The 19177-nt window shown below is 40.5% G+C and carries 23 protein-coding genes; 6 read left to right on the top strand and 17 right to left on the bottom strand.

Going from position 1 to position 19177, the window contains the following annotated elements:
* The first annotated feature begins 156 nt into the window (after window positions 1-156).
* Complete coding sequence (locus tag CU633_RS00525) at window positions 157-921, top strand: HAD family hydrolase (RefSeq protein WP_101657775.1); 765 nt, start codon at window positions 157-159, stop codon at window positions 919-921.
* Between the two features lie 92 nt (window positions 922-1013).
* Here CU633_RS00525 and CU633_RS00520 read toward each other — a convergent pair whose 3' ends face one another.
* From CU633_RS00520 to CU633_RS00495, 6 genes are all read right to left on the bottom strand, one after another.
* Window positions 1014-2090: a Ger(x)C family spore germination protein gene (locus CU633_RS00520; RefSeq protein ID WP_101657774.1), complete on the bottom strand. Its 1077-nt coding sequence runs from the start codon at window positions 2088-2090 to the stop codon at window positions 1014-1016.
* 2 nt (window positions 2091-2092) lie between these two features.
* Entirely contained in the window at window positions 2093-3211 is a 1119-nt protein-coding gene (locus CU633_RS00515; RefSeq protein WP_257958347.1) for a GerAB/ArcD/ProY family transporter, read from the bottom strand.
* A 6-nt stretch (window positions 3212-3217) separates the two neighbouring features.
* Window positions 3218-4702 (bottom strand): spore germination protein, encoded by a 1485-nt coding sequence (locus CU633_RS00510; protein WP_101657773.1) that lies wholly within the window; start codon window positions 4700-4702, stop codon window positions 3218-3220.
* 292 nt (window positions 4703-4994) lie between these two features.
* Complete coding sequence (locus tag CU633_RS00505) at window positions 4995-5750, bottom strand: GDSL-type esterase/lipase family protein (protein WP_180954809.1); 756 nt, start codon at window positions 5748-5750, stop codon at window positions 4995-4997.
* 129 nt (window positions 5751-5879) lie between these two features.
* On the bottom strand, window positions 5880-6566 hold the full coding sequence (locus tag CU633_RS00500; RefSeq protein ID WP_101657771.1) for a zinc metallopeptidase: 687 nt from the start codon (window positions 6564-6566) through the stop codon (window positions 5880-5882).
* A gap of 264 nt (window positions 6567-6830) precedes the next feature.
* Window positions 6831-7592 (bottom strand): TraR/DksA C4-type zinc finger protein, encoded by a 762-nt coding sequence (locus CU633_RS00495; RefSeq protein ID WP_101657770.1) that lies wholly within the window; start codon window positions 7590-7592, stop codon window positions 6831-6833.
* Between the two features lie 169 nt (window positions 7593-7761).
* Here CU633_RS00495 and CU633_RS00490 point away from each other — a divergent pair, with 169 nt between their 5' ends.
* A complete protein-coding gene (locus CU633_RS00490; RefSeq protein WP_101657769.1) occupies window positions 7762-7971 on the top strand; it encodes a YozQ family protein in 210 nt (69 codons plus the stop codon).
* A 145-nt stretch (window positions 7972-8116) separates the two neighbouring features.
* Window positions 8117-8860 (top strand): alpha/beta hydrolase, encoded by a 744-nt coding sequence (locus tag CU633_RS00485; RefSeq protein WP_101657768.1) that lies wholly within the window; start codon window positions 8117-8119, stop codon window positions 8858-8860.
* Here the strand turns inward: CU633_RS00485 and CU633_RS00480 are convergent.
* Window positions 8853-9023 (bottom strand): hypothetical protein, encoded by a 171-nt coding sequence (locus CU633_RS00480; protein WP_219620939.1) that lies wholly within the window; start codon window positions 9021-9023, stop codon window positions 8853-8855. The genes CU633_RS00485 and CU633_RS00480 overlap by 8 nt on opposite strands.
* A gap of 851 nt (window positions 9024-9874) precedes the next feature.
* Here CU633_RS00480 and CU633_RS00475 point away from each other — a divergent pair.
* Window positions 9875-10510: a hypothetical protein gene (locus tag CU633_RS00475; protein WP_101657767.1), complete on the top strand. Its 636-nt coding sequence runs from the start codon at window positions 9875-9877 to the stop codon at window positions 10508-10510.
* Window positions 10511-11211: 701 nt separating this feature from the next.
* Here CU633_RS00475 and CU633_RS00465 read toward each other — a convergent pair.
* Window positions 11212-11499, bottom strand: a complete 288-nt coding sequence (locus CU633_RS00465; protein ID WP_101657765.1) for a YfjL-like protein — start codon at window positions 11497-11499, stop codon at window positions 11212-11214.
* A gap of 251 nt (window positions 11500-11750) precedes the next feature.
* Complete coding sequence (locus tag CU633_RS00460) at window positions 11751-12512, bottom strand: kanamycin nucleotidyltransferase C-terminal domain-containing protein (RefSeq protein WP_101657764.1); 762 nt, start codon at window positions 12510-12512, stop codon at window positions 11751-11753.
* A gap of 144 nt (window positions 12513-12656) precedes the next feature.
* Here CU633_RS00460 and CU633_RS00455 point away from each other — a divergent pair, with 144 nt between their 5' ends.
* Window positions 12657-12818, top strand: coding sequence for a VOC family protein (locus CU633_RS00455; RefSeq protein ID WP_257958344.1), 162 nt, complete (start codon window positions 12657-12659; stop codon window positions 12816-12818).
* 52 nt (window positions 12819-12870) lie between these two features.
* Here the strand turns inward: CU633_RS00455 and cotJC are convergent, their stop codons facing one another.
* Genes cotJC through CU633_RS00440 form a run of 3 tightly spaced genes read right to left on the bottom strand, consistent with a single transcriptional unit; the run spans window position 12871 to window position 13946 of the window.
* Window positions 12871-13440, bottom strand: a complete 570-nt coding sequence (gene cotJC, locus CU633_RS00450) for a spore coat protein CotJC (RefSeq protein WP_101657763.1) — start codon at window positions 13438-13440, stop codon at window positions 12871-12873.
* Between the two features lie 21 nt (window positions 13441-13461).
* Window positions 13462-13722, bottom strand: coding sequence for a spore coat protein CotJB (locus tag CU633_RS00445; protein WP_101657762.1), 261 nt, complete (start codon window positions 13720-13722; stop codon window positions 13462-13464).
* Window positions 13719-13946 (bottom strand): spore coat associated protein CotJA, encoded by a 228-nt coding sequence (locus CU633_RS00440; RefSeq protein ID WP_101657913.1) that lies wholly within the window; start codon window positions 13944-13946, stop codon window positions 13719-13721. Before CU633_RS00440 ends, CU633_RS00445 begins: the two co-directional genes overlap by 4 nt.
* A gap of 264 nt (window positions 13947-14210) precedes the next feature.
* On the opposite strand from CU633_RS00440, the gene CU633_RS00435 reads away from it, so the two are divergent.
* On the top strand, window positions 14211-14393 hold the full coding sequence (locus CU633_RS00435; protein ID WP_101657761.1) for a hypothetical protein: 183 nt from the start codon (window positions 14211-14213) through the stop codon (window positions 14391-14393).
* Between the two features lie 41 nt (window positions 14394-14434).
* Here CU633_RS00435 and CU633_RS00430 read toward each other — a convergent pair whose 3' ends face one another.
* The 5 genes from CU633_RS00430 to CU633_RS00410 all read right to left on the bottom strand — a co-directional run bounded on the left by CU633_RS00430 (window position 14435) and on the right by CU633_RS00410 (window position 18841).
* Entirely contained in the window at window positions 14435-15067 is a 633-nt protein-coding gene (locus tag CU633_RS00430) for an ABC transporter permease (RefSeq protein WP_101657760.1), read from the bottom strand.
* 14 nt (window positions 15068-15081) lie between these two features.
* On the bottom strand, window positions 15082-15975 hold the full coding sequence (locus CU633_RS00425) for a glycine betaine ABC transporter substrate-binding protein (RefSeq protein WP_101657759.1): 894 nt from the start codon (window positions 15973-15975) through the stop codon (window positions 15082-15084).
* 30 nt (window positions 15976-16005) lie between these two features.
* Window positions 16006-16653: an ABC transporter permease gene (locus CU633_RS00420; protein ID WP_101657758.1), complete on the bottom strand. Its 648-nt coding sequence runs from the start codon at window positions 16651-16653 to the stop codon at window positions 16006-16008.
* Window positions 16654-17787, bottom strand: a complete 1134-nt coding sequence (locus CU633_RS00415; protein ID WP_101657757.1) for an ABC transporter ATP-binding protein — start codon at window positions 17785-17787, stop codon at window positions 16654-16656. It lies immediately after the preceding gene.
* Window positions 17788-18052: 265 nt separating this feature from the next.
* The gene (locus CU633_RS00410; protein ID WP_101657756.1) at window positions 18053-18841 is read right to left on the bottom strand and encodes a PAS domain S-box protein; all 789 of its coding nucleotides are present in this window, start codon (window positions 18839-18841) and stop codon (window positions 18053-18055) included.
* Window positions 18842-19177: the final 336 nt, after the last annotated feature.

Below are 19177 nucleotides of genomic sequence, written 5' to 3'. Positions count from 1 at the left end.
TGTATTTTCTTGCTGTTAGCATAACACATGCGGAAAACGGTTTCAATATCTTTTTTTCAAAAATATTTTCTATGTACAAAAATTTGTACAATGATATATTATTATATGTGTTGATGAATCATATAAAAATAAAATTCGATAAAGGGGGGATTTTTTATGTACCGGATTGTTTTTCTGGATATTGACGGAACGATCTTAAATTCTAAAGATCAACTGGATATAAATCTGATCAAAACTATTCAGGAGCTTCAGCAAAGAGGCGTTTTAGTTGCCCTGGCGACAGGCAGATCTCTGGATGGTGCAATCATTCATGGTGAAAGATTGGGCATCTCGATGTATGTAGTGTACAACGGCGGATACGTCGTTTCCGGGAACGATGTCATTCACGATGTGAAAATTCCTGCCCGGCTGGCATATGATTTGTGCAGGAAAACAAACGATTTAAACGGTGTTTATATTCATTTTAGTTATCGTTCCTCCCGCTCGAATCATGCCCCGCTTGGAATAGAATATATGCTGCCTGAATCGGAGATCGCCGGTATCGCGGATACAAATCACGATGCCCACCGGTTGGTTCTTTATACAGATCCCGTTCAGCGTGCTGCTTTTCAAAAGGAAATAGACGGGGCCGCCAGCTTTGACGAAGGAGATCGTTTGGAGGTTTTTCCGCAAGGATCGAAATGGACGGGGATTGTTCCGTTGATTAATCGATTGGGAATTGCTGCGAATGAGGTTGTCGCAATAGGCAATGGAACAAATGACATCGAAATGCTGGCAGCAGCCGGTGTCGGGATTGCGATGGAAAATTCCCCCGACTGTGTGAAAGAGAGCGCTGATTGGGTAACCGGAGATAACGACAACCATGGTGTTGACGTAGCGTTGCGAAAGGTTTTTAACCTCGATAAAGCTTTCATTTCCTAGGTTGTTGGATTTTACTCCAAAGTACCAATAGCCACCAACAGCGGTTATTGGTACTTTTACTTTAACAGCTCATGACAAGCAATTATATGAGCTTATATCGTCAAGGGTTCAATATAAAGATGGTAACGTACGTCAATATTCATCTTTTCCCAACGATCCAGCCATTCCTTTTCCGGCATTGGCTTGTCGAACGGTTTCAATAAATAGGTTCCTACTCCAAGAGGATCCACCTTTAGCGCTTGCATTTTTTTTATTAATTCCTTTGTGTTTTTCTCGAGGTATTTTTCAATCTCGCGGTTTAGCTCTTTAAAATCGGAATCGTTATGTATGTTTTTTCTGCCGCGATATTCATCTATTCTCCCCCTTAAATCAACGATAAGATCCATTGAAGAATGATCTTTACTGAATTGGACATCAATTTGGGAGCGCACGTGCCCTAATGAAACGGATAAAGGTAAGATCGGCAGATCATTTATATAGCGATCTTCATCGAGCAGTTGAAAAATCTCTTCTTCCTCTGATGTAGCCATTCCAGCCAATTTGTCATTCCGGAAAAAACCGGTTCCCTCATATTTTAAATCTTTTTTGTCTGCCTTAAAGACCGGCAGCACCGGATCAACAAACGGAGAGCTGGCTTCCTTCAAAAATTGATGAACATTTACAATCGTGAATTCGCCTTGATTATCTCTTTCATATCTTTTTAACATTCGATAAAGAAGATAATCAAGGTCCTTCTGCTTTTTTATCTGACTTTTTAAATACTCATCAAAATTGCCTTTAACAATCACTAAATACAGGCGCGGTGACACATCCGGGTCAGCAAGGATCGTATTGATAATAGGCAGGACTTCCTGTTCGGCCAGTTCCTGGCTGAAAAATAACGCGCGCAGCTGGCCAAGCTTTAATTCACGATAATATCTTGAATTAAAATTTTTTCTTCCTTGTTTCAATAAATCGATTTCAAGAGATAACAGGTGCTTCTCTTCTTTGGTTACAGGCGGCACCAATGTACTGAACTTCAGTTTTCCTTGCTCTCCCTTCGTCATCGATAAAAAGGTCACAGGTGCGATTTCCTCGACTATATTGTCTTCCACAATTAGAGAGCACCCCGCAATCATCCCAACGCATAAAAGCGGGAATATGAATAGTGTTTTTTTGAAAAATCCCATCTTCAGGCACGGCTCCCTTTTACTTTTGTAGCAACGAGAAGGAATGTCGGAATTAACAAGAATGTAAATGCACCGAGTAAAACCTGAAGAGTTTGCCAAATATTTAATCCATTTTGAGATTCCCAAAACCAGGTATTGATCGTCAGCACAGCTATCAAAATCATGATACAGCAAGATATAAATCCCTTTCTTGTCGTCGGTTGATCAGTTCTTCCGATCATAATCCGGACAGCCCCGTAACAGCATAATAAAAACAGAGAAATTGCAAAAACAAAATAAAAAATATGTACCGCAATCAAAATGACATCCATTCGTTCAAAAACGGGCCATTGTAAGTAGCGGAACAGATTGACAACCGGAAACTCGGCATGGCCCAAATAATTTGTGCCGAAAAATAGTGAGCTTGCGATGAACAATAATAAATATTCAACAATCGTAATCATATTGGCTGCTGTTAAATATTTCAGCACTTTTTGGCCGGGCGTTAACCAGGGGACCAGGCAAACTAAAAATTCCGGACCTGACAAACATGACCAAACCATTAATATGCCCTGCAAAGGTTTAATTGGCGAATCTGTTGGAATCAAAGGATAGAGATTATGGAGCGCTGTATTTGGTTCAAAGAAAAAGGGAATATACGCAAAAATGAGCCAGAACGTACAGATAAATACAACAATCCCAAAGCGGATCGTCTTCTCCATCCCCTTGGAGGCTACATAACAGCCCGTTAAAAAAATGATAAAAATAAGCCAATTTTTCTTAACGGACGGAAAAATAAATTGTTGGACAATCTCTACGTAGCCAATCGTCAGAACAATGATTTTAAGCAAAATCAAAAATAATCCTATGAATGCAAACACGCGTATTTTCCGTTCACCAAACAGCTGCACAAACCCTTGAAATCCTTTTGCTGCAACATCAGAAGCCAGCCATCTGGACAATATGACAAGGTTCAGCTGTGCTAAAACCCCAATCGCCGCGATTACCCAGATCATATAAGAATTAACCAGATTGCTGGGCAGGATTAAAACAAAATAGAGCATTTGCAAGCGGTTCACTACCGGTAAAATCCAATTGGTGCCAAAAGTGGCTGTTCTATCAGAATACAAAAGTGTTGACACGCTTGATCATCTCCTTCGGCGGTAACGCCATTTCTGGACAGGCCGTAAATGTTCCGGCCGAGTTTTGAACCAGGTTAACGGGGCACGAATGAGGAAGTCTTTCCAATCCTCGAGAAAAAATGGAGCCACCGGTGCGAAATACGGCTGTTTTAGGGATGTCAGTGCATTTAAATGGGCAAGCAGGCAGACTAGTCCGAGTGCAATCCCCAAAATCCCAAATAAATACGAAAAGAACAGAAAGATGAATTGGATAATTGTATTTGCTTTACTGACAAGATAGTTCGGAACTAAAAACGAAGCAATCGCGGATATTCCGACTAATACAATCAATACTTTACTGGCGAAACCCGCTTCTACTGCCGCCTGCCCGATCACAATTCCGCCAATGACACCTAATGTCTGGCCTGTTTTTGTCGGCATTCGCAGGCTTGCTTCTTTAATAATTTCGAGAGTAAGCAGCATCAGAGCCGCTTCCCAAAAAGGCGAAAACGGCAATTTGCTTCTCGATTCCATTAACACAAAAAGAATTTGCAGCGGAATCATCTGATAATGGTGAGTGTTTAATGCTACATACACCGGGATCAGTGTAATCGAAAGGAAAAAACTTACATAGCGGACCAACCGCAAAAAACTGGCGACGATCCATCTATGAACATAATCCTCCGGAGACTGGAACAGATGAAAAATTGTAATGGGGGCAATCAGGGCAAACGGTGTATTGCCAATCAAGAAAACCAATTTGCCTATGCCCAATGAATAAGCACACATATCCGGCCGGTCAGTTTGCTGAAACTGCGGAAATACCGAATGTTCATTATCTTCCATAAAAACGGCCAGGTTTGACGATTCAAGAATAAGGTCGTAATCAACGTTTGTGACTTTTTCCCGGGCAATAGAAAGAACTTTCGGATTGATGATGCCTTCTAAATACATAATGACAACAGTCGTTTTGCTGCGGCTGCCGACGATAAATTTTTCAGTCTTCAGTGTAGTTAAAGGCAGGCGTCTCCGGATCAAGGTAATATTTTGCTCCAATTGTTCACTGAAGCTGTCTTTCGGTCCATATAATATCGTTTCCGTTTCTGAACTTTCAATCGCACGCCCCAATGGATTTTTCAGTTTGACAGCCAACCACTGTTTCTGTTTAGGATCATGGAGCAAAACGCTCCCCGCCATGAGCTGCGATGCCGCTTCATCCAAAGTATTAAGTTTTGTTGCCTTTGCTGCTGAGATACACTGGTCAACCGATCCACTGGTACAGCTCTTCAGAGGCTGAACAACCGATTCATTAAAGCGCTCCTGGTCGATTAACGTCCTTATGTATACTGTTTCAACCTTTTGAGCATTTGCAGTTTGGAGTTGCACGTTTTCTGCATCAGCCATATTGGAAGTCATTTGTTTTAATGCTTCCAATGTCACCTTTGCATCCTGGTTGTATGGAGGTCCTTTTTTGTCGTTATTTCCATGATGTTTCTTCTTTTTCCAGAACATAGTTACGTCCTCACCTGAAAGATTAATATCAGCATTTTTCCAGATTTCAAATTCGCTTTTTTGTAGTATGCATTTTTTTATGGATTTTAAACCAGACAAACGAATAACACGTAAACTTCCAAAGCTAATCGGCAGGGCTTTTTTATTTTAATAAAAAAAACGTGCATGGAATGTAAAGCGTCCGGTGCACGTTTAAATTTGATCATCCATATATAGTTGTTTTAATAAGCAGGCTGTTTTACAGTCTGTTCCCTTAAATGACTTCTTATTTTCGCAGCTTATTAACTTATCATCAACCTTCCTTTCGTATCAGTGAGGTCACACGTTCTGCAATTAATTTATAGCCCCTTGTATTCGGGTGAAACTTATCTTTATACAAATAGTCATTTGCATTTAACTGGAACAAATCGAAAGCCGGAACAAAAACAGTATTATGATATTGATCCAACAACAGGCTTGTTTCGTAATTCCATTGCCTGACTATTTGCGTTACCAAATCAGACTTGTTCGTTTCGATCAACGGATTATACAAGCCAATAAAAAAAATCGTCGCTTTGCCATTTACAGTTCTAAGCTCTGTTATGATTTTCTTTAAATTAGCGAGATATTGCTTCCTTAACTGATCCATGTTCTGCGAATTCAGGTTCTTTAACGTCTCCCCTTCCTGGAACAAATCGTTTGCCCCAATCGTCATAAGGAGCAGATCCGCTTGCTCTACCTGCCTTTGTACCTTTTCTTGCTTGATTAGATCCAGCCATTGATCAGTGCGCGAGCGACTAACCCCCAGATTTTGCAATGTGATCTTATCTTTTGATTTCTTTTGGAGATGTTCTACCAAGTAGCCCGGGTAACCCTTTCCGTTGGAATCGCCGTATCCTCTTGTCAAGGAGTCTCCAATCGCTACAATATGCTTACCGTCCTTGTCTGCGGTTATTGCCTGCTTATTCGATTCCTGATCAGGATTTTGGATGGTCCATACAAAACCGGACAGCAAAAGGAGCAGACAGATACCTGATAGCAGAAATATACCCTTTAAATTCTTCCTCACCAGATCGCCCCCCTTTGGTTTTAGAAAATAAAATACCCCTTCAAGCAGCATATAAACAATGCCTGAAGGGGGTAATAATGATAGATTTTTAATTACAGCGTTACATGCTGGACTTCAAATTCACGTTGATTATTCCTCCTGCTGTGCCTGGAAGAAAATCATCACGTATTTGAGTAACTCTAACAGTGAAATTAGAGCAGCTGCCACATATGTTAAAGCCGCAGCATTTAACACTTTATTCACACCGTGTTCCTCTTCGTTATAAATCATTCCTTCGGCGAGCATTAGGGTTTTCGCACGTGAGCTCGCGTTAAACTCGACCGGAAGGGTGATTAACTGGAAGGCTGCAACGGCAGAGAAAAAGAGAATTCCGAGCCCGATTAAGGATAGGTTTTGAAATAAAAATCCGCCTATCAATAAGAAAGGAGCGGCACCGGAAGTCAGATTGACCAACGGAAAGATCCGATGGCGCAAGACTAACGCTCCATAAGCTTCTTTATGTTGAATCGCATGTCCCACTTCATGGGCAGCGACGGATACAGACGCGATTGAGTTTCCATAGTAGACGCGCTCGGACAATCGGACAACTCGGCTGATTGGATCATAATGGTCGGAAAGTGTACCACGAACAACTTCAATCCGCACATCATAAAGACCGTTCCGGTCGAGAATCCTTCTTGCGACTTCAGCTCCGGTTAAATTTGCTCTCGTCCCAACCTCAGACCATTTATTAAAGTTCCCTTTCACTCTAAACTGGGCCCAAACTGAAATAGCAAATGCTATCAGGATCAGAAAATCCATTGGATGAAAAAACATATTTTGTTCCCCCTTATTGTTGATTTATCTTTTTAATATAAAAAATGACTTTTACCAGATTGGTAAAAGCCATAAATAAAGACCTTTACCCCATGAAAACATAAGATAAAGGTCTTGCTAACAACATTGAGCTGCCAACAAAGCCGAGAGCTTAAAACTCCGTAATGACGACTTTGCTGTAAAAGCTACTCCCCTTTAGGAGAAAATATTCGGATTTATGTCTAAATTATATGAAATGGAGTATACTATGTCAAATCATTTACTTCAATCTTCGTCCCTTTCGACATATGGATCATGCTCATATGCCGGGAGGTCGCCAAACTGGGTCATGATTCCTTCTTCATCAAGCTGTCGTTCATAATCTTCATGTTGCTTATTATGCGGATAAACTGTGATGTTTTTCCCCTCAATATCATTTCCAATAAAGTTTTCATAATCTTCAACATAGCCAATATTTTCATTGTGCTCATTGAATAATGAATCCTGGTCTTCAGGCACATCGTAAAAGTCTGACGGTGATGAAGAATTTCCAAAAGAGGCTACGTCCTGCCAAGTATCCTCCGTATCGAAAACGACATTTTCTTCGCGCTCATCCATGTCAAATCTTCCAAATGGAGGTCTAAGGACTTCTTCTTCAACAGGCCGGTCACCTGAAATGGTTCTGTCAGGCGTGTGTTCAATGCAAAAGGTTGTTTGTGGAATCGCTTCGAGACGTTCTATCGGTATTTCCTTGCCGCAAACTTCACACAATCCATAAGTGCCATTTTCTATCGCCTGGATCGCTTTCTTTATATTGCTGAATTCATATTCCAAATGCTGGTTGAGAGCAATATCTTTTTCTCTTTCAAACAGCTCGGTTCCTTCATCGCCTGGATGGTTATCATAAGCTGAAAGCTCAATCGATGTTTCGCGGGTGAGGTTGCTTTTTAAATTAAAATGGTCATTCACTTTAAATTGCCATTCAATGTCTTTCTTCGATTTTTCAAGATCTGCTTTTAACGCTGCAATTTGGTCTTTTTCCAACAAAGCACACACCCCTTTCTCGGTGATGTTTTCTTTATTATTCGTTAATACTTCTGCGTTGATTATAGGTAAAAAGTGTATAAACCATCTTTAACTTTGTCATTTAATGGATGGAATCATCCCGGAGCTCCCTGTAGAAAATAATTAAAGACATTCAAAGGAGGACGATATCGTGAAAAAAGACAACGAAGAAAGCTTAAAGGTCGCAGGTAAATTTTATGAGGAAAAAGATTATCATCGTAATGATGAAGTGTCAATTGGACTGGCTACTACGCATGAACAAGTAAGCGATAATTATATGGGAGAAAGTGTCCCTCCGCAAGGAGATCAGCCTTCGATTCCAAGAACCGGAAACAGGGGGGACAGGGAGAATACAATTTAATTTCATAAAAGACCTTGTCAGCCAGTTTCAAATTGTAGATATTTGTGTTGCTCAGTATACTTCTTCCTAAATTTAAGCAGGTTATTTTTTTCCTTTATCGAAAGAAATAGTAGGACTGTTTTAAAACGATTAGGAGGGGTGTTGGATGGCAGAAAAATATCCGGTTTTAGAAGGAGCTGAACCCTTTTATTTTGAAGGAAACAAGGTCGGCATCTTAATTTCCCATGGATTCACCGGGTCAACCCAAAGCATGCGTCCGCTTGGAGAAGCATACGCGAAAGCCGGGTACACAGTTTGCGGGCCCAGGCTCAAGGGACATGGAACCCACTATGAAGAAATGGAGACAACAACGTATGAGGATTGGATTGGCTCGATCGAAGAAGGCTATCAGTGGCTGAAGGAGCACTGCGACACCATTTTTGTCACTGGTTTGTCAATGGGCGGGACACTTACTTTATACTTGGCTGAAAAATACCCTGACATAAAAGGGATTATTGTGATCAATGCAGCGATTGAAATTCCCGATATGGAAGCCGTCCAGCATGCAAATGTGCGATTTTTGGATGCAATTGGGTCGGATATTAAAAATCCAAACGTCAAAGAGCTTGCGTATGAAAAGACTCCGGTTAAATCAGTCCGGGAAATCGTGAAATTGATGGAAATTGTAAAAAATAAGCTCTCGCAAATAACATGTCCGGTATTGATATTTGTTTCGGAGGAGGATCATGTCGTTCCGCCCGGCAATTCGCAAATCATTTACGACCAGGTATCCTCCCCGGTTAAAGAAAAAATCGAATTAAAAAACAGCTATCATGTCGCTACTCTTGATTATGATCAAGACATGATTATTGATGAAACACTTGTATTTATTGATAAAACGCTTAAGTAACTTGCTTTACTTTGGAGTAATCGACACCTGTTGCTTTACTGCCGTCCAGTTCCCGATGGCATTGTGTCAGCAGTTCCTCGTTCAAAAGGTGATACAGCGATGTGAATTGCTCTTGTGGGCTTTCTTTTGCAATCTTTGCTATTCTTGCTAGATTTGTTTGCATTTTTTCGCCTACCCCTGTGTGTAGAAAATGTGTCCTTAACAAGATCGATGATATGTCACTGCCTTCCCTCTGCCGACATTACTCGGTTTCATCGGTAGTACGCAGTGATCCGACTCCCTGTCCATCATTTGACCTTCTCCCTTTTGATCGGTTGTTTGTCATACTCCCTATGGAAGAATGGACAGGGTCTCCCAAGTTGCTGTAAAGTCATTGTATAGCATGCCTGGCTCTTCGACCCCGGGAGAGCTCATTCATCCTCGCCTTTAGCGCATGAATAAGTGTTGTCTTCCGTACTTTCGAAAACGTCGACCTCTCCGGTTTACTCTTTTCGAGGCTCAATCACTTTCAGGCCTACTACCTGGCTGTCTACGCTTAACGTCTGAAATTACTTTCAGCCGTCCAAGACTCGCTATTGGTGGCTTGGCTTTAGCCTTTCCAAGCAGGATTTCCACCTGCTAAACTTCACAACCTATGCTTGGTCGCACCGAAAGTTGAGTAACTATTCAGTTGTATGGTGAGCTGAAAGTAATTTCAATGAAATATCTAACATAGTTAACACTTAAACGAACCTAAACGTACTGAGGTTCGTTCCACTATCAATAAGAGTCGAAAATTCTCAACTCAGTCACATATGACATTAGAATTGCCGCTGCCAAGAATACGGATTGTGATGGCTCATATTCAATAAGTATCTAAATCTTCAAAATTCCCTTCTTGATTTAGCACTTAGCGGCTTATTTTTCTCAAAATCTATAATGCTGAGATTTTTAGAAAATTTTAGAATTTTATTTACAGTATAATTCCATTTATGTATAATTACGTTGAAACTACTAAGAAAGGGTGGATGATTGATGAAAAAGATTATAGTGCTCTTGCTAGCAATTTTTATGTTGGTTCCTACTTTTGCTTCAGCAAACACAAATGTTGAGGAACCACAAAATAAGAAGGAAGGATTACTTACTGCTCAAGAGCTAGAAGAAATTAACGCTGCTCTTGATAAAATTGTTGTTAAGGCTAACGAAAATTTGGATAACGGTATAGAAGACTTTGTAGTTAAAGAAAAAATTGGTAAAGATACTATTGAATTTGGATTTGAGAGTACTAACGTGCCTGCTATTCTTGGCTATAAATCTACGAATTTAAATACTAGTATATCAACCTATGCCACTGCAGCTTCAACAAGGAAACTTTATCGTGCATCAGTTAAAAATACTGCTGGTTGGAATTTTGAACATATCCTTGCTGGAGAATTTACATATAGTGGAGGAAAAATTAATGGAGCTACAACAGATGTTTTAATGACTGGCGCTATGTATACTGAATCTCACAGAACTTGGATAGATAAGTTAGACCCTAGTGTATGGGTAGTTCAAAGTCATGGTACTTTTAAAGCACTGAAATATTTAGTAGAATACAATACATACTTAACAGTTAGACTATTAGGTAGTGGGCATTATAGAGTTGAAAGGGCCCAGATTTCTTTTTAGAGAATAGGTGAGCATTTATGCTCATCTTTTTTGTTAAAATACATCTAGGTGGAGGGATCATATGTTAGTTATAAAATCACCCTTTTGGTTTAGTTTTATAGCTGTATTAATCATCGTATTGTTAATAAACTTTGTAGCTCAAACTTATCTAATGAAAAAAAATAATTATAAAGTCAAATGGAAGTCGGTGGTTGTACTGGTATTTCAAAGTTTACTAATAACATTATTGTTGAATTGGTTATAACATTGATATGTCCGTCTTGGAAGTTTAAAAAGATCTTGCGATTTCGTAAGTTTTCAGTTTTTTCTCAGAGATTACAAAAAAACTATTCCCCCTTATATGTAAAGTAAAGAGATGCCAGTAAAAAGGATGACTCATATACTTATTATGAATATGGGTTATCCTACTTTTATTAAACAAGAAAATGGTGAGGCTACTTTTAGATAGTTTATGTAGTCTCCATAATCTAATGTAGAAAGCATATTACGAAGAGAAATATAATTTTCCCTTTATGGTAAAGTTAGAGAAAGAACATTAAATAGCAATTAAGATTTCCGTCCTCAACTACTTCACTTAATATCAAACTTGTGTTTTTCACTTTCTCCATTTACTAAAACTTCTCTTCGCTCTTTTTGTTCGGATTCTTCCATGTTTCCCAGTTCCTGAAGCGAGCCCAGTCATACATATGATAAGAGCCCAGCTATTTTATATCAGCAGAAAACTCCTCGTGCACTACTTTACTGTTACTAACATCCAAATTACCGGTCACTTTCCCGTCCTTTGATACGACATAAACCACAAATGTACCTTCCCCCGGATAGTACCTCACATCAGAAACGGTGAATGAATACTCAGGGTATTTACTGTTGATATAATCATTCGCAATCGCTATACTGTCTCTCCGCGCCATCGGATTTCCATAAAAAAATAGCGCCACAATCAAAACCAAAACAACAAATATGACGGTATACCAAAGTATTTTACGCAAAACTGGTATCCCCCATCCACAAGCGGTTATTTTACACTTACAGTATACTATTGCTTTTTCAGCTTGATCATTCCCCCGATTTGTGTATGTATCATAAATGCCTGGCGCGAACACCTGGTTTCTGTTAGGAAGAATGAATCATGTTGACAGCCATTCGGTAACAAACCTATTTAAACTGGTTCGAATAAAATAAGTCTGAACGAGTAACCATTGAGCCGCAGTTCATTACATATTAATGCCCAGTACCCTTATCAAAACGGCAGCTCTTTTACTATGTAATCTATTCCAAGTTCGTCATACCAACTATTTAAACCAGTCCACAAATTTTCACAAAGCTGGTACACATGCTGCTTATCATCCAGCCTTCCTGCCATAATTGCCTGCGCAAGCTCGTTATATCCGGAAGGCTTCGACTTCAGCTTCATTGATTCCTCAAAAGTTCGCGCTCTGGTAGAGTAATATTGCCTATTGGCCAGTCCGATCAGTTTGGCTGTTTGCCACGCTAAATCTAATGCAGCCAGAGGAAGATAATTAAAGTTTTTAGATTGATAATTATTTCGTATTTTGCCGATTGTTTCATACGGTTCCCAGATCATAAATTCCCGCATTGTTTCTTTAATGGCTGAGCTCGAAACCTGAAAGGGAAGTTGTTTGATTTCTTCAAATAAGTGATGCGGGTCATACACTGTAAGGATATGAATAAAGGAACCCGCTTTAATTGGCCATGAGTCACCAACCTGTTGCGCTTTTTTAAACATTTCATTTTTTTGAATAGTATCGATTTCTATTTTGAAGTCGCCGTAAATGAACTCATGACCTTTTATGTCAATTCCATCTTCTGTTATGACATGCATTTCGATATCCGAATATGGTCCGTCCTTTTCCTGGCCTATCGAGCCATATACACCGATAGCCAGTATGTCTTCCCCGTATTTGCTTAATAATCTTTCTTTTATGCTGCTGATCATTTCTATCTTTTCTTCTCTTGATGTATAGGCTGGATATGGAAGCATCGTATTCCCCCTTTCCTTACATATTTCTTTTTCCGATGAAGTCTTTCCTTCAAAATTTTCATAAAAAAATATGTTTTCATCATGGAAATGTATATATTAAAAGGGTTTTAGCTATCGTCTAAAGAAGTGAAAGGAGTGGTATTGGTGTTTAAGGTCGGCAGCATTTTTATCCCAGTTACGGATATGGAAAAGTCAAAGAAGTGGTATGAAACCAACTTAGGGGTTATAAAAGCCGATGAATGGAAAGAGGAATTAGAACATCGAGTTGGGAACTTCAGCAGAGATCATGATCCAATACTATTTTAAAGAAGACAAAATCCCCTTGAAATAAAGGGGATTTTGTGGGTGCTGCTACAGCTTAAAATACCTTTTTCCGGTCCCGTTCATCTTTTAATAGTTCAACCGCTTCACGGAAGCGCTGTGAATGGACGACTTCGCGTTCCCTTAAAAATCGCAAACCGTCATTCAAGTCAGGGTCATCTGACATATCGATGAGCCACTGATACGTGGCTCTTGCTTTTTCTTCTGCTGCAATATCTTCATAAAGATCCGCGATCGGGTCTCCCTTTGCTTGAATATATGTAGCTGTAAAAGGGACTCCTGCGGCGTTATGATAAAATAAAGCCGCATCATGGTTGGCATAATGATCGCCTAATCCGGCGTCTCTTAATTGTTCAGGTGTCGCATCTTTTGTCAGCTTATAAACCATCGTCGCAATCATCTCAAGATGGGCAAATTCCTCCGTCCCAATATCCGTCAGCAGGCCGATCACTTTATCCGGGATCGTATACCGTTGATTTAAATAACGTAAAGCCGCTGCTAATTCTCCGTCCGCCCCCCCGTATTGCTCGATCAAATACTTGGCAAGCGTTGGATTGCAAGTGCTGACCCTTACCGGATATTGGAGCTTTTTTTCATAAATCCACATTACTTCTCCTCCTTCATTGTCCTATACTTGCCATGGCCAAGGGCTTGTTCCCCAACTCCATTTTGCATCCGCATAACTGTTTCCGAACTGTTGAAGGGTACCAAATTTCGCTTCAAATGCCCGCTTCAGCTGTTTGCTGTATCTCGTATACTGGTTGAACTGCTGTATCGCTTGGTAATCTTCGGGATGCGTATCCAAATAAAGTGTCAATTCCACAAGCACAAAATCAATAGCCTGAATATTTTCCAAATGTTGATAATATTCCTGGGGCAACTGCTTCACTCCGGCTCCCTCCCTTTTGCTTCATACGGGTTATTGTAATAATCCCATAACACCGGCCATAAAGTTCCCTTTTTTAATGCTTCGTGTGGCGAGAATTGTTGAAGATTAGGGGGCTGGAATCCCAGATAAAGATTTGGGGGAGTCGAATAATATTTTACTCCTATCGGTCTGCAAGGATCGTATGGGCTATGAAAAGGACGGTACGCTTTTAAGCGTGAAAACATCTTTTTCCGTTGATCAGTCAATTATCAACACCTCTTTTTAAAATGTCATTTTTACTAACCATATTCACCGCCCGGTTGTCCTCATGACAGGAATAAACAGGTGCGACATAAAATAAGAGGATGCCAAAGTAATTAAATACTTCGGTATCCCCTATTTCTAATTTGAATCGAAATTATTTACTTGGGAAGCTGTAAGCCCATATTATGGATAAAAAAATCATTTTAGGGAATCCTACTCTAAAATGAGAAGGAAGTGAATCTTTAATGGAAAAAGAAAGAAGAAATGTATCCGTCTCAGCAGTTGAAGAGACAGGTGATCAAGAACGAAAAGATTTAAATGGCCTTAAGCCGGAAGAAAGCCTTCTATCTGTAAACTTCGCCACGACCGAAAACCCTTATTTGAATGAACATAATAACACAGAATCCAAAGGGAATTCCGAACCATGATGCATCAGTAACTGCTTAACCTAAATATCATCCTATGCCAATTATATTTTCATCCTTCTCTCCAATTTGCCTAAACTGATATCGGCCAGGATCGCGATGAGACAAGCGGGGATCGCCCCCACGTATATGCGGATATCATTCCGCGAGTTGATCCCGGAGAAGATTTCACGACCCAACCCGTCTCCTCCCACGAATGGGGCAAGTGTTGCTACGCCGACCGCGATGACAGCGGCTATACGCAAGCCGGCCATCATAAAAGGCATCGCAAGCGGGAGCTGGACTTTTGTCAATAGCTGAACATATGTCATCCCAATGCCGCGCCCGGCTTCTGTTATCGACGAATTCACCTGCTGGAGTCCTACATACGTATGGCGAATGATAGGCAAGAGCGAATATAGAAACAGAGCCGCAACAACTGTATAAAATCCAAGCCCAAAGTACAGCATGAGCAGAGCCAACAGGGCTAAACTGGGGATAATTTGAATGATGTTGGCAATTGATAAAATAACTGGAGCAAGCTTTGAATAACGGCTGCAGAGGATACCGAGGAAGGTTCCAACAATAAGAGCTGCTGCTACTCCGATGGCCACCATCAGCAAATGCTGACCGGTGTAAACAAGCAGGAGGTCAAAGTTTTCTGCCATGTAAGTAAATAGTTCTTGTAAAAATGTCATTTTTTCCACTCCGTCTATTTATTTAGGAGGCCTTTTTCTTTTAAAAATTCTCTTGCGACTTCCCGTTCATTGCGGTTTTTTATATCTACTTCATAATTAAGGCGGGTGATCGTTTCTTCATCTATCTCTCCGACAAGCTCATTCATGATCTTTTCTAACTCCGGATGCTTTTCTAAAACCTCATTTCTGGCGACCATGGAAGCATCATAAGGAGGAAAAAAACGTTTGTCGTCTTTTAATGTTTTTAAATCGAATTCTATCAATCTCGGGTCGGTGGAGTAGGCAAGAACGACATCCACTCTTTGATTGGCAACTGCTTCATATACGAGATTAATATCCATCGCATACGCATTTTGAAAATCAAATCCATAATGTTTAATAAACGCCGGATAACCATCCTGCTTTCGTTCCATCCAAGATGAATCTACGCCAAATTCCATATCCGATCGAAACTCCTTTAAATCTGAAACGTTTTCAAGACCCTTTTCTTTTGCTACATCAGCTCTGACAGTCAATGCATACGTATTTTCCCAACCCAATGGATCAAACCATGTAAAGTCATAGTATTTGTCGAATCCTTCTTGTGCCTGTTGAAGCACAGATTCTCGATCGGTGGTTTGCTCAACAGGGAAAAAGTTATTAAAAATAACACCCGAATACATCAATGCCATATCCAAATCATCCCGGCTCATTGAATTGAGGATCATCGGGTTTGACAGTAAATCGGGGATAATATCCACGCTTATATCTGTTCTATCTTCTATCAATTCTTTGTAAATGGCTGCCATGATTTTCGTTTCGGTGTATGTCGCCGCTCCAATTCGAATCGTTTCCTGGGAGCTGCAGGATGATAATAAACCGAGCGATAGGATTAACACTGCAGCCCATATTTTTGTCGGTTTTAACATATTGTCTCCTTATGTTTCTCTTTTCTTTTTTTAGGCCTGCGCTTGCTCTGCTTTTCTGCTGACGAAGCCGAGTACTGCATCGACGATCAGCGCTAAAATAATGGCACTGACCGTTCCTGTAAATATAAGAAAGTTATCGTTATTTGCCATACCGGCAATAATTAAATCACCTAATCCCCCGGCTCCAATTAAAGCAGCCAAGGTTGTCCAGCTGATGATATAGACGGTTGTAAGCCGAATGCCGGAAAGGATAAACGGAAACGCCAGTGGCAATTCGATTTTCCATAATCGCTGCATCTGGCTAAAGCCAATCCCCCGCGCTGACTCGATAATGCTTTCATCGACCTCTTTAATACCTGAATAAGTGTTGCGAAGCAAAGGGAGGAGCGAATATAGAAATAGAGCAAAAACAGCCGGCTTTAATCCGATCCCGAAGAGTGGGATCAGCATCGCCAGCAGCGCTATCGTCGGTACTGTCTGAAAAATATTGATGATGCCGAACACCAGCGAAGTCAGCCGTCCCTCTTTAAAGCGGGTTAAAAAAATCCCCATCGTGATCGCAACCAGACAGCCGAAAAGAACGGCCAGGGCCACGATCGTTAAATGCTCCCCTGATCGGGCCAGTATATCCGGGAATCGCTTCTGCAAGAAGCTCAAGTAATTGTGTACCAGTTCCATTTACATCACCTCATCATCGATCGGGAATACTTCTGCCATTAGGCGTACCATGCTGCCACGGGTGATGATCCCAACAAGTTTTTGTTCTGCTGTCACTACAGGTACATAGGGAAGATTATGCTGGCCCATATAATCCAGGGCAACGGTAAAGGGGATGTTTGGTTCAACGGTATATGTGAAGGGTTGCATCACGTCCCGTAACGTCTTCGTTTCGTCACGGTACTGGCCAAGAACATTTAAAATCGGGGCGTAGCCCAACAGTTTTTTTTGATGGTCCACGATAATGAGCGAATCGACTCTCCGTTGTTCCATTATTTTTAAAGCCGCTGCCAGTCCGCGCTCTGGATAGGCCGTTGCCGGGTTATTAACCATCACTTCGTTTACGGTTGGTATCTCCATCTGCTCTTTCAACCGGCTTTTCCCGATAAACTCTTTTACAAAGTTATTTGCAGGGTGTCGCAAAATAAAATCCGGTGTGCCGACCTGGACAACCTCTCCACCTTTCATCAAAACAATATTGTCAGCGATTTTGATCGCTTCATCCATGTCATGGGTGACAAACACTATCGTCTTTTTCAAGTCCTCCTGGACATTCAGTAACTCGTTTTGCAGCTGTTCCCTGCTGATCGGATCCAAAGCACTAAACGGTTCATCCATTAGAATAATGTCCGGTTCAGCCGCAAGCGCCCGAATCACACCAACCCGCTGCTGCTGCCCGCCGCTAAGTTCGCGGGGTTTCCGGTTGCGGTAAATATCCGGGGCTAAATTAACCATCGAAAGTAGCTCATCTACCTTAGATTGCGTTTTATTTTCGTCCCATTTTAATAATCTCGGCACAGCCGCAACATTATCTGCGATTGTCATATGAGGAAACAACCCGATGCTTTGAATGACATAGCCTATTTTCCGGCGTAAAACGACTGGATTCATCTTTGAGACATCTTGATGATTGATATAGACCTTCCCTTCAGATGGTGTAATCAACTGATTGATCAATTTCATGGTTGTTGACTTTCCGCAGCCGCTTGGCCCGATAAAAACATGTATTTTTCCTGCTTCCAGTTCCAAATTAATATTTTTCAATGCTTCAAATCCATCATTGTATCTTTTCGATACATTCTTAAATCGTATCATGAATGGCCCCCATATCTAGCTAGTTAGTTACTTAGCTACTTTTACCCTATTTAAAAAGAATAAAACGACTAATTACCTATTTTGATTTTTTCCTTAATTTCCAGTTAGAAGGATGCGTATACAACAGCCTTCTGCCGTGTGTAAAAATTCGGCTTATTACTAATCATTATTAAACCTATTCAATGATTAAACAATTGTGTCTGATTGCCTGAGTCTGTGAAAAAAAGGTCAGCCGTAAAAACATCCGGCAGACCTTTTTAAAAACTTACTTGATTTTCCCAACTCCCAGGTAGTGTAATGCCTGCTGGACAGAAGCCATTTTGCGGGTGCCAGGCAGATTTACACCAAGCTGGACTGCAATCCGGGCAAGCTCCGGCCTTATTCCCGTGATAATCGCTTCGACACCAAGCAATTCCATGATGGCACTAATCTTCAGAAGGTAATCGGTTACCAGTTCATCGAAATTGTATATACCTGAAAAATCAATAATTAAGTATGTAACATTGAGTTTTTGAATTTTTCCAGGGAGAACTTCGAGCAGCTGTCTGGCTCGATCCGAATCGATAGAACCAACAAGAGGTAGAACAAATATGCCATCCAATACAGGTACGATCGGTGCGGATACTTCATTAATTTCTCTCTTATGTTGTCTTTCTTCTTCTTTCCGTTTTGTTATATCTCTAAGAGTGGATTGTACTGCCCTTTTATCCCCAAATAAAACAGGATGACAGTACAATTCAACTTCAACAAGTGTACCGTCCATCCTGAAAATGGTTTGCTCAATCAGTTCACCAGGTTGATTTTCTGTCATCGTCTTCCGTATTCTTTCTTTTATTGCAGGTTTGGAGCCCTCTTCAAAAATGTCCAATACACAGGCGCCAATCAGTTCTTTTTTAGTAGCTCTTAGAAAATTTGCACCTGATTGGTTTATATACAAAACTTTATGGTCAGCGTGGATAATAATTGTTTCGACTGAGTACTCAATAATCTGGCGATACATTTGTTCGTTTTCAAGAATGGATTGATAGTCTTCACTTAAGGCGTCTTTTTTCATCATGTCACTCCTCTACCAAAAGCTAAACTATAGAATAACAATATAGAAGAATTGGAATTGAATTTCGACGTCATGAAACCATAAAAGGGCCGGCTCCAGATTTAAGCGGTTCCCTTTTGTTTACCCTATTTGAATATGTTTAAGCCTTACATGCAAAATTTACATGATTTTTTTTAAGATTTTGGAACCTTCATCGAGATAATTATATTCAGCTCGTTTAGGATTGGGGCGAGCACTGCATGAGAGGTTACGGGATTTACGTATTTGATTTTCAGGTTAATTGTAAAATCAAATGCAACACCATAAAAATAGAAAAGCCATAGTGAAACCGTGTTA

Origin of the sequence: Bacillus sp. V3-13 (genome assembly GCF_002860165.1) — a bacterium.
Lineage (GTDB): Bacteria > Bacillota > Bacilli > Bacillales > Cytobacillaceae > Bacillus_BJ.
The sequence above is the reverse complement of the archived record's forward strand: the minus strand, read 5'-3'. Positions and strand labels throughout refer to the sequence as shown.

What these genes read in the sequence shown, in the direction of transcription:
- CU633_RS00415 (WP_101657757.1), bottom strand. Translation starts at nt 17,787, where the DNA reads ATGATACGATTTAAGAATGTATCGAAAAGATACAATGATGGATTTGAA.
- CU633_RS00440 (WP_101657913.1), bottom strand. Translation starts at nt 13,946, where the DNA reads ATGTTTTCACGCTTAAAAGCGTACCGTCCTTTTCATAGCCCATACGAT.
- CU633_RS00425 (WP_101657759.1), bottom strand. Translation starts at nt 15,975, where the DNA reads ATGTTAAAACCGACAAAAATATGGGCTGCAGTGTTAATCCTATCGCTC.
- CU633_RS00475 (WP_101657767.1), top strand. Translation starts at nt 9,875, where the DNA reads ATGAAAAAGATTATAGTGCTCTTGCTAGCAATTTTTATGTTGGTTCCT.
- CU633_RS00410 (WP_101657756.1), bottom strand. Translation starts at nt 18,841, where the DNA reads ATGAAAAAAGACGCCTTAAGTGAAGACTATCAATCCATTCTTGAAAAC.
- CU633_RS00430 (WP_101657760.1), bottom strand. Translation starts at nt 15,067, where the DNA reads ATGACATTTTTACAAGAACTATTTACTTACATGGCAGAAAACTTTGAC.
- CU633_RS00420 (WP_101657758.1), bottom strand. Translation starts at nt 16,653, where the DNA reads ATGGAACTGGTACACAATTACTTGAGCTTCTTGCAGAAGCGATTCCCG.
- CU633_RS00510 (WP_101657773.1), bottom strand. Translation starts at nt 4,702, where the DNA reads ATGTTCTGGAAAAAGAAGAAACATCATGGAAATAACGACAAAAAAGGA.
- CU633_RS00435 (WP_101657761.1), top strand. Translation starts at nt 14,211, where the DNA reads ATGGAAAAAGAAAGAAGAAATGTATCCGTCTCAGCAGTTGAAGAGACA.
- CU633_RS00500 (WP_101657771.1), bottom strand. Translation starts at nt 6,566, where the DNA reads ATGTTTTTTCATCCAATGGATTTTCTGATCCTGATAGCATTTGCTATT.
- CU633_RS00480 (WP_219620939.1), bottom strand. Translation starts at nt 9,023, where the DNA reads ATGCAAACAAATCTAGCAAGAATAGCAAAGATTGCAAAAGAAAGCCCA.
- cotJC (WP_101657763.1), bottom strand. Translation starts at nt 13,440, where the DNA reads ATGTGGATTTATGAAAAAAAGCTCCAATATCCGGTAAGGGTCAGCACT.
- CU633_RS00460 (WP_101657764.1), bottom strand. Translation starts at nt 12,512, where the DNA reads ATGCTTCCATATCCAGCCTATACATCAAGAGAAGAAAAGATAGAAATG.
- CU633_RS00525 (WP_101657775.1), top strand. Translation starts at nt 157, where the DNA reads ATGTACCGGATTGTTTTTCTGGATATTGACGGAACGATCTTAAATTCT.
- CU633_RS00520 (WP_101657774.1), bottom strand. Translation starts at nt 2,090, where the DNA reads ATGGGATTTTTCAAAAAAACACTATTCATATTCCCGCTTTTATGCGTT.
- CU633_RS00485 (WP_101657768.1), top strand. Translation starts at nt 8,117, where the DNA reads ATGGCAGAAAAATATCCGGTTTTAGAAGGAGCTGAACCCTTTTATTTT.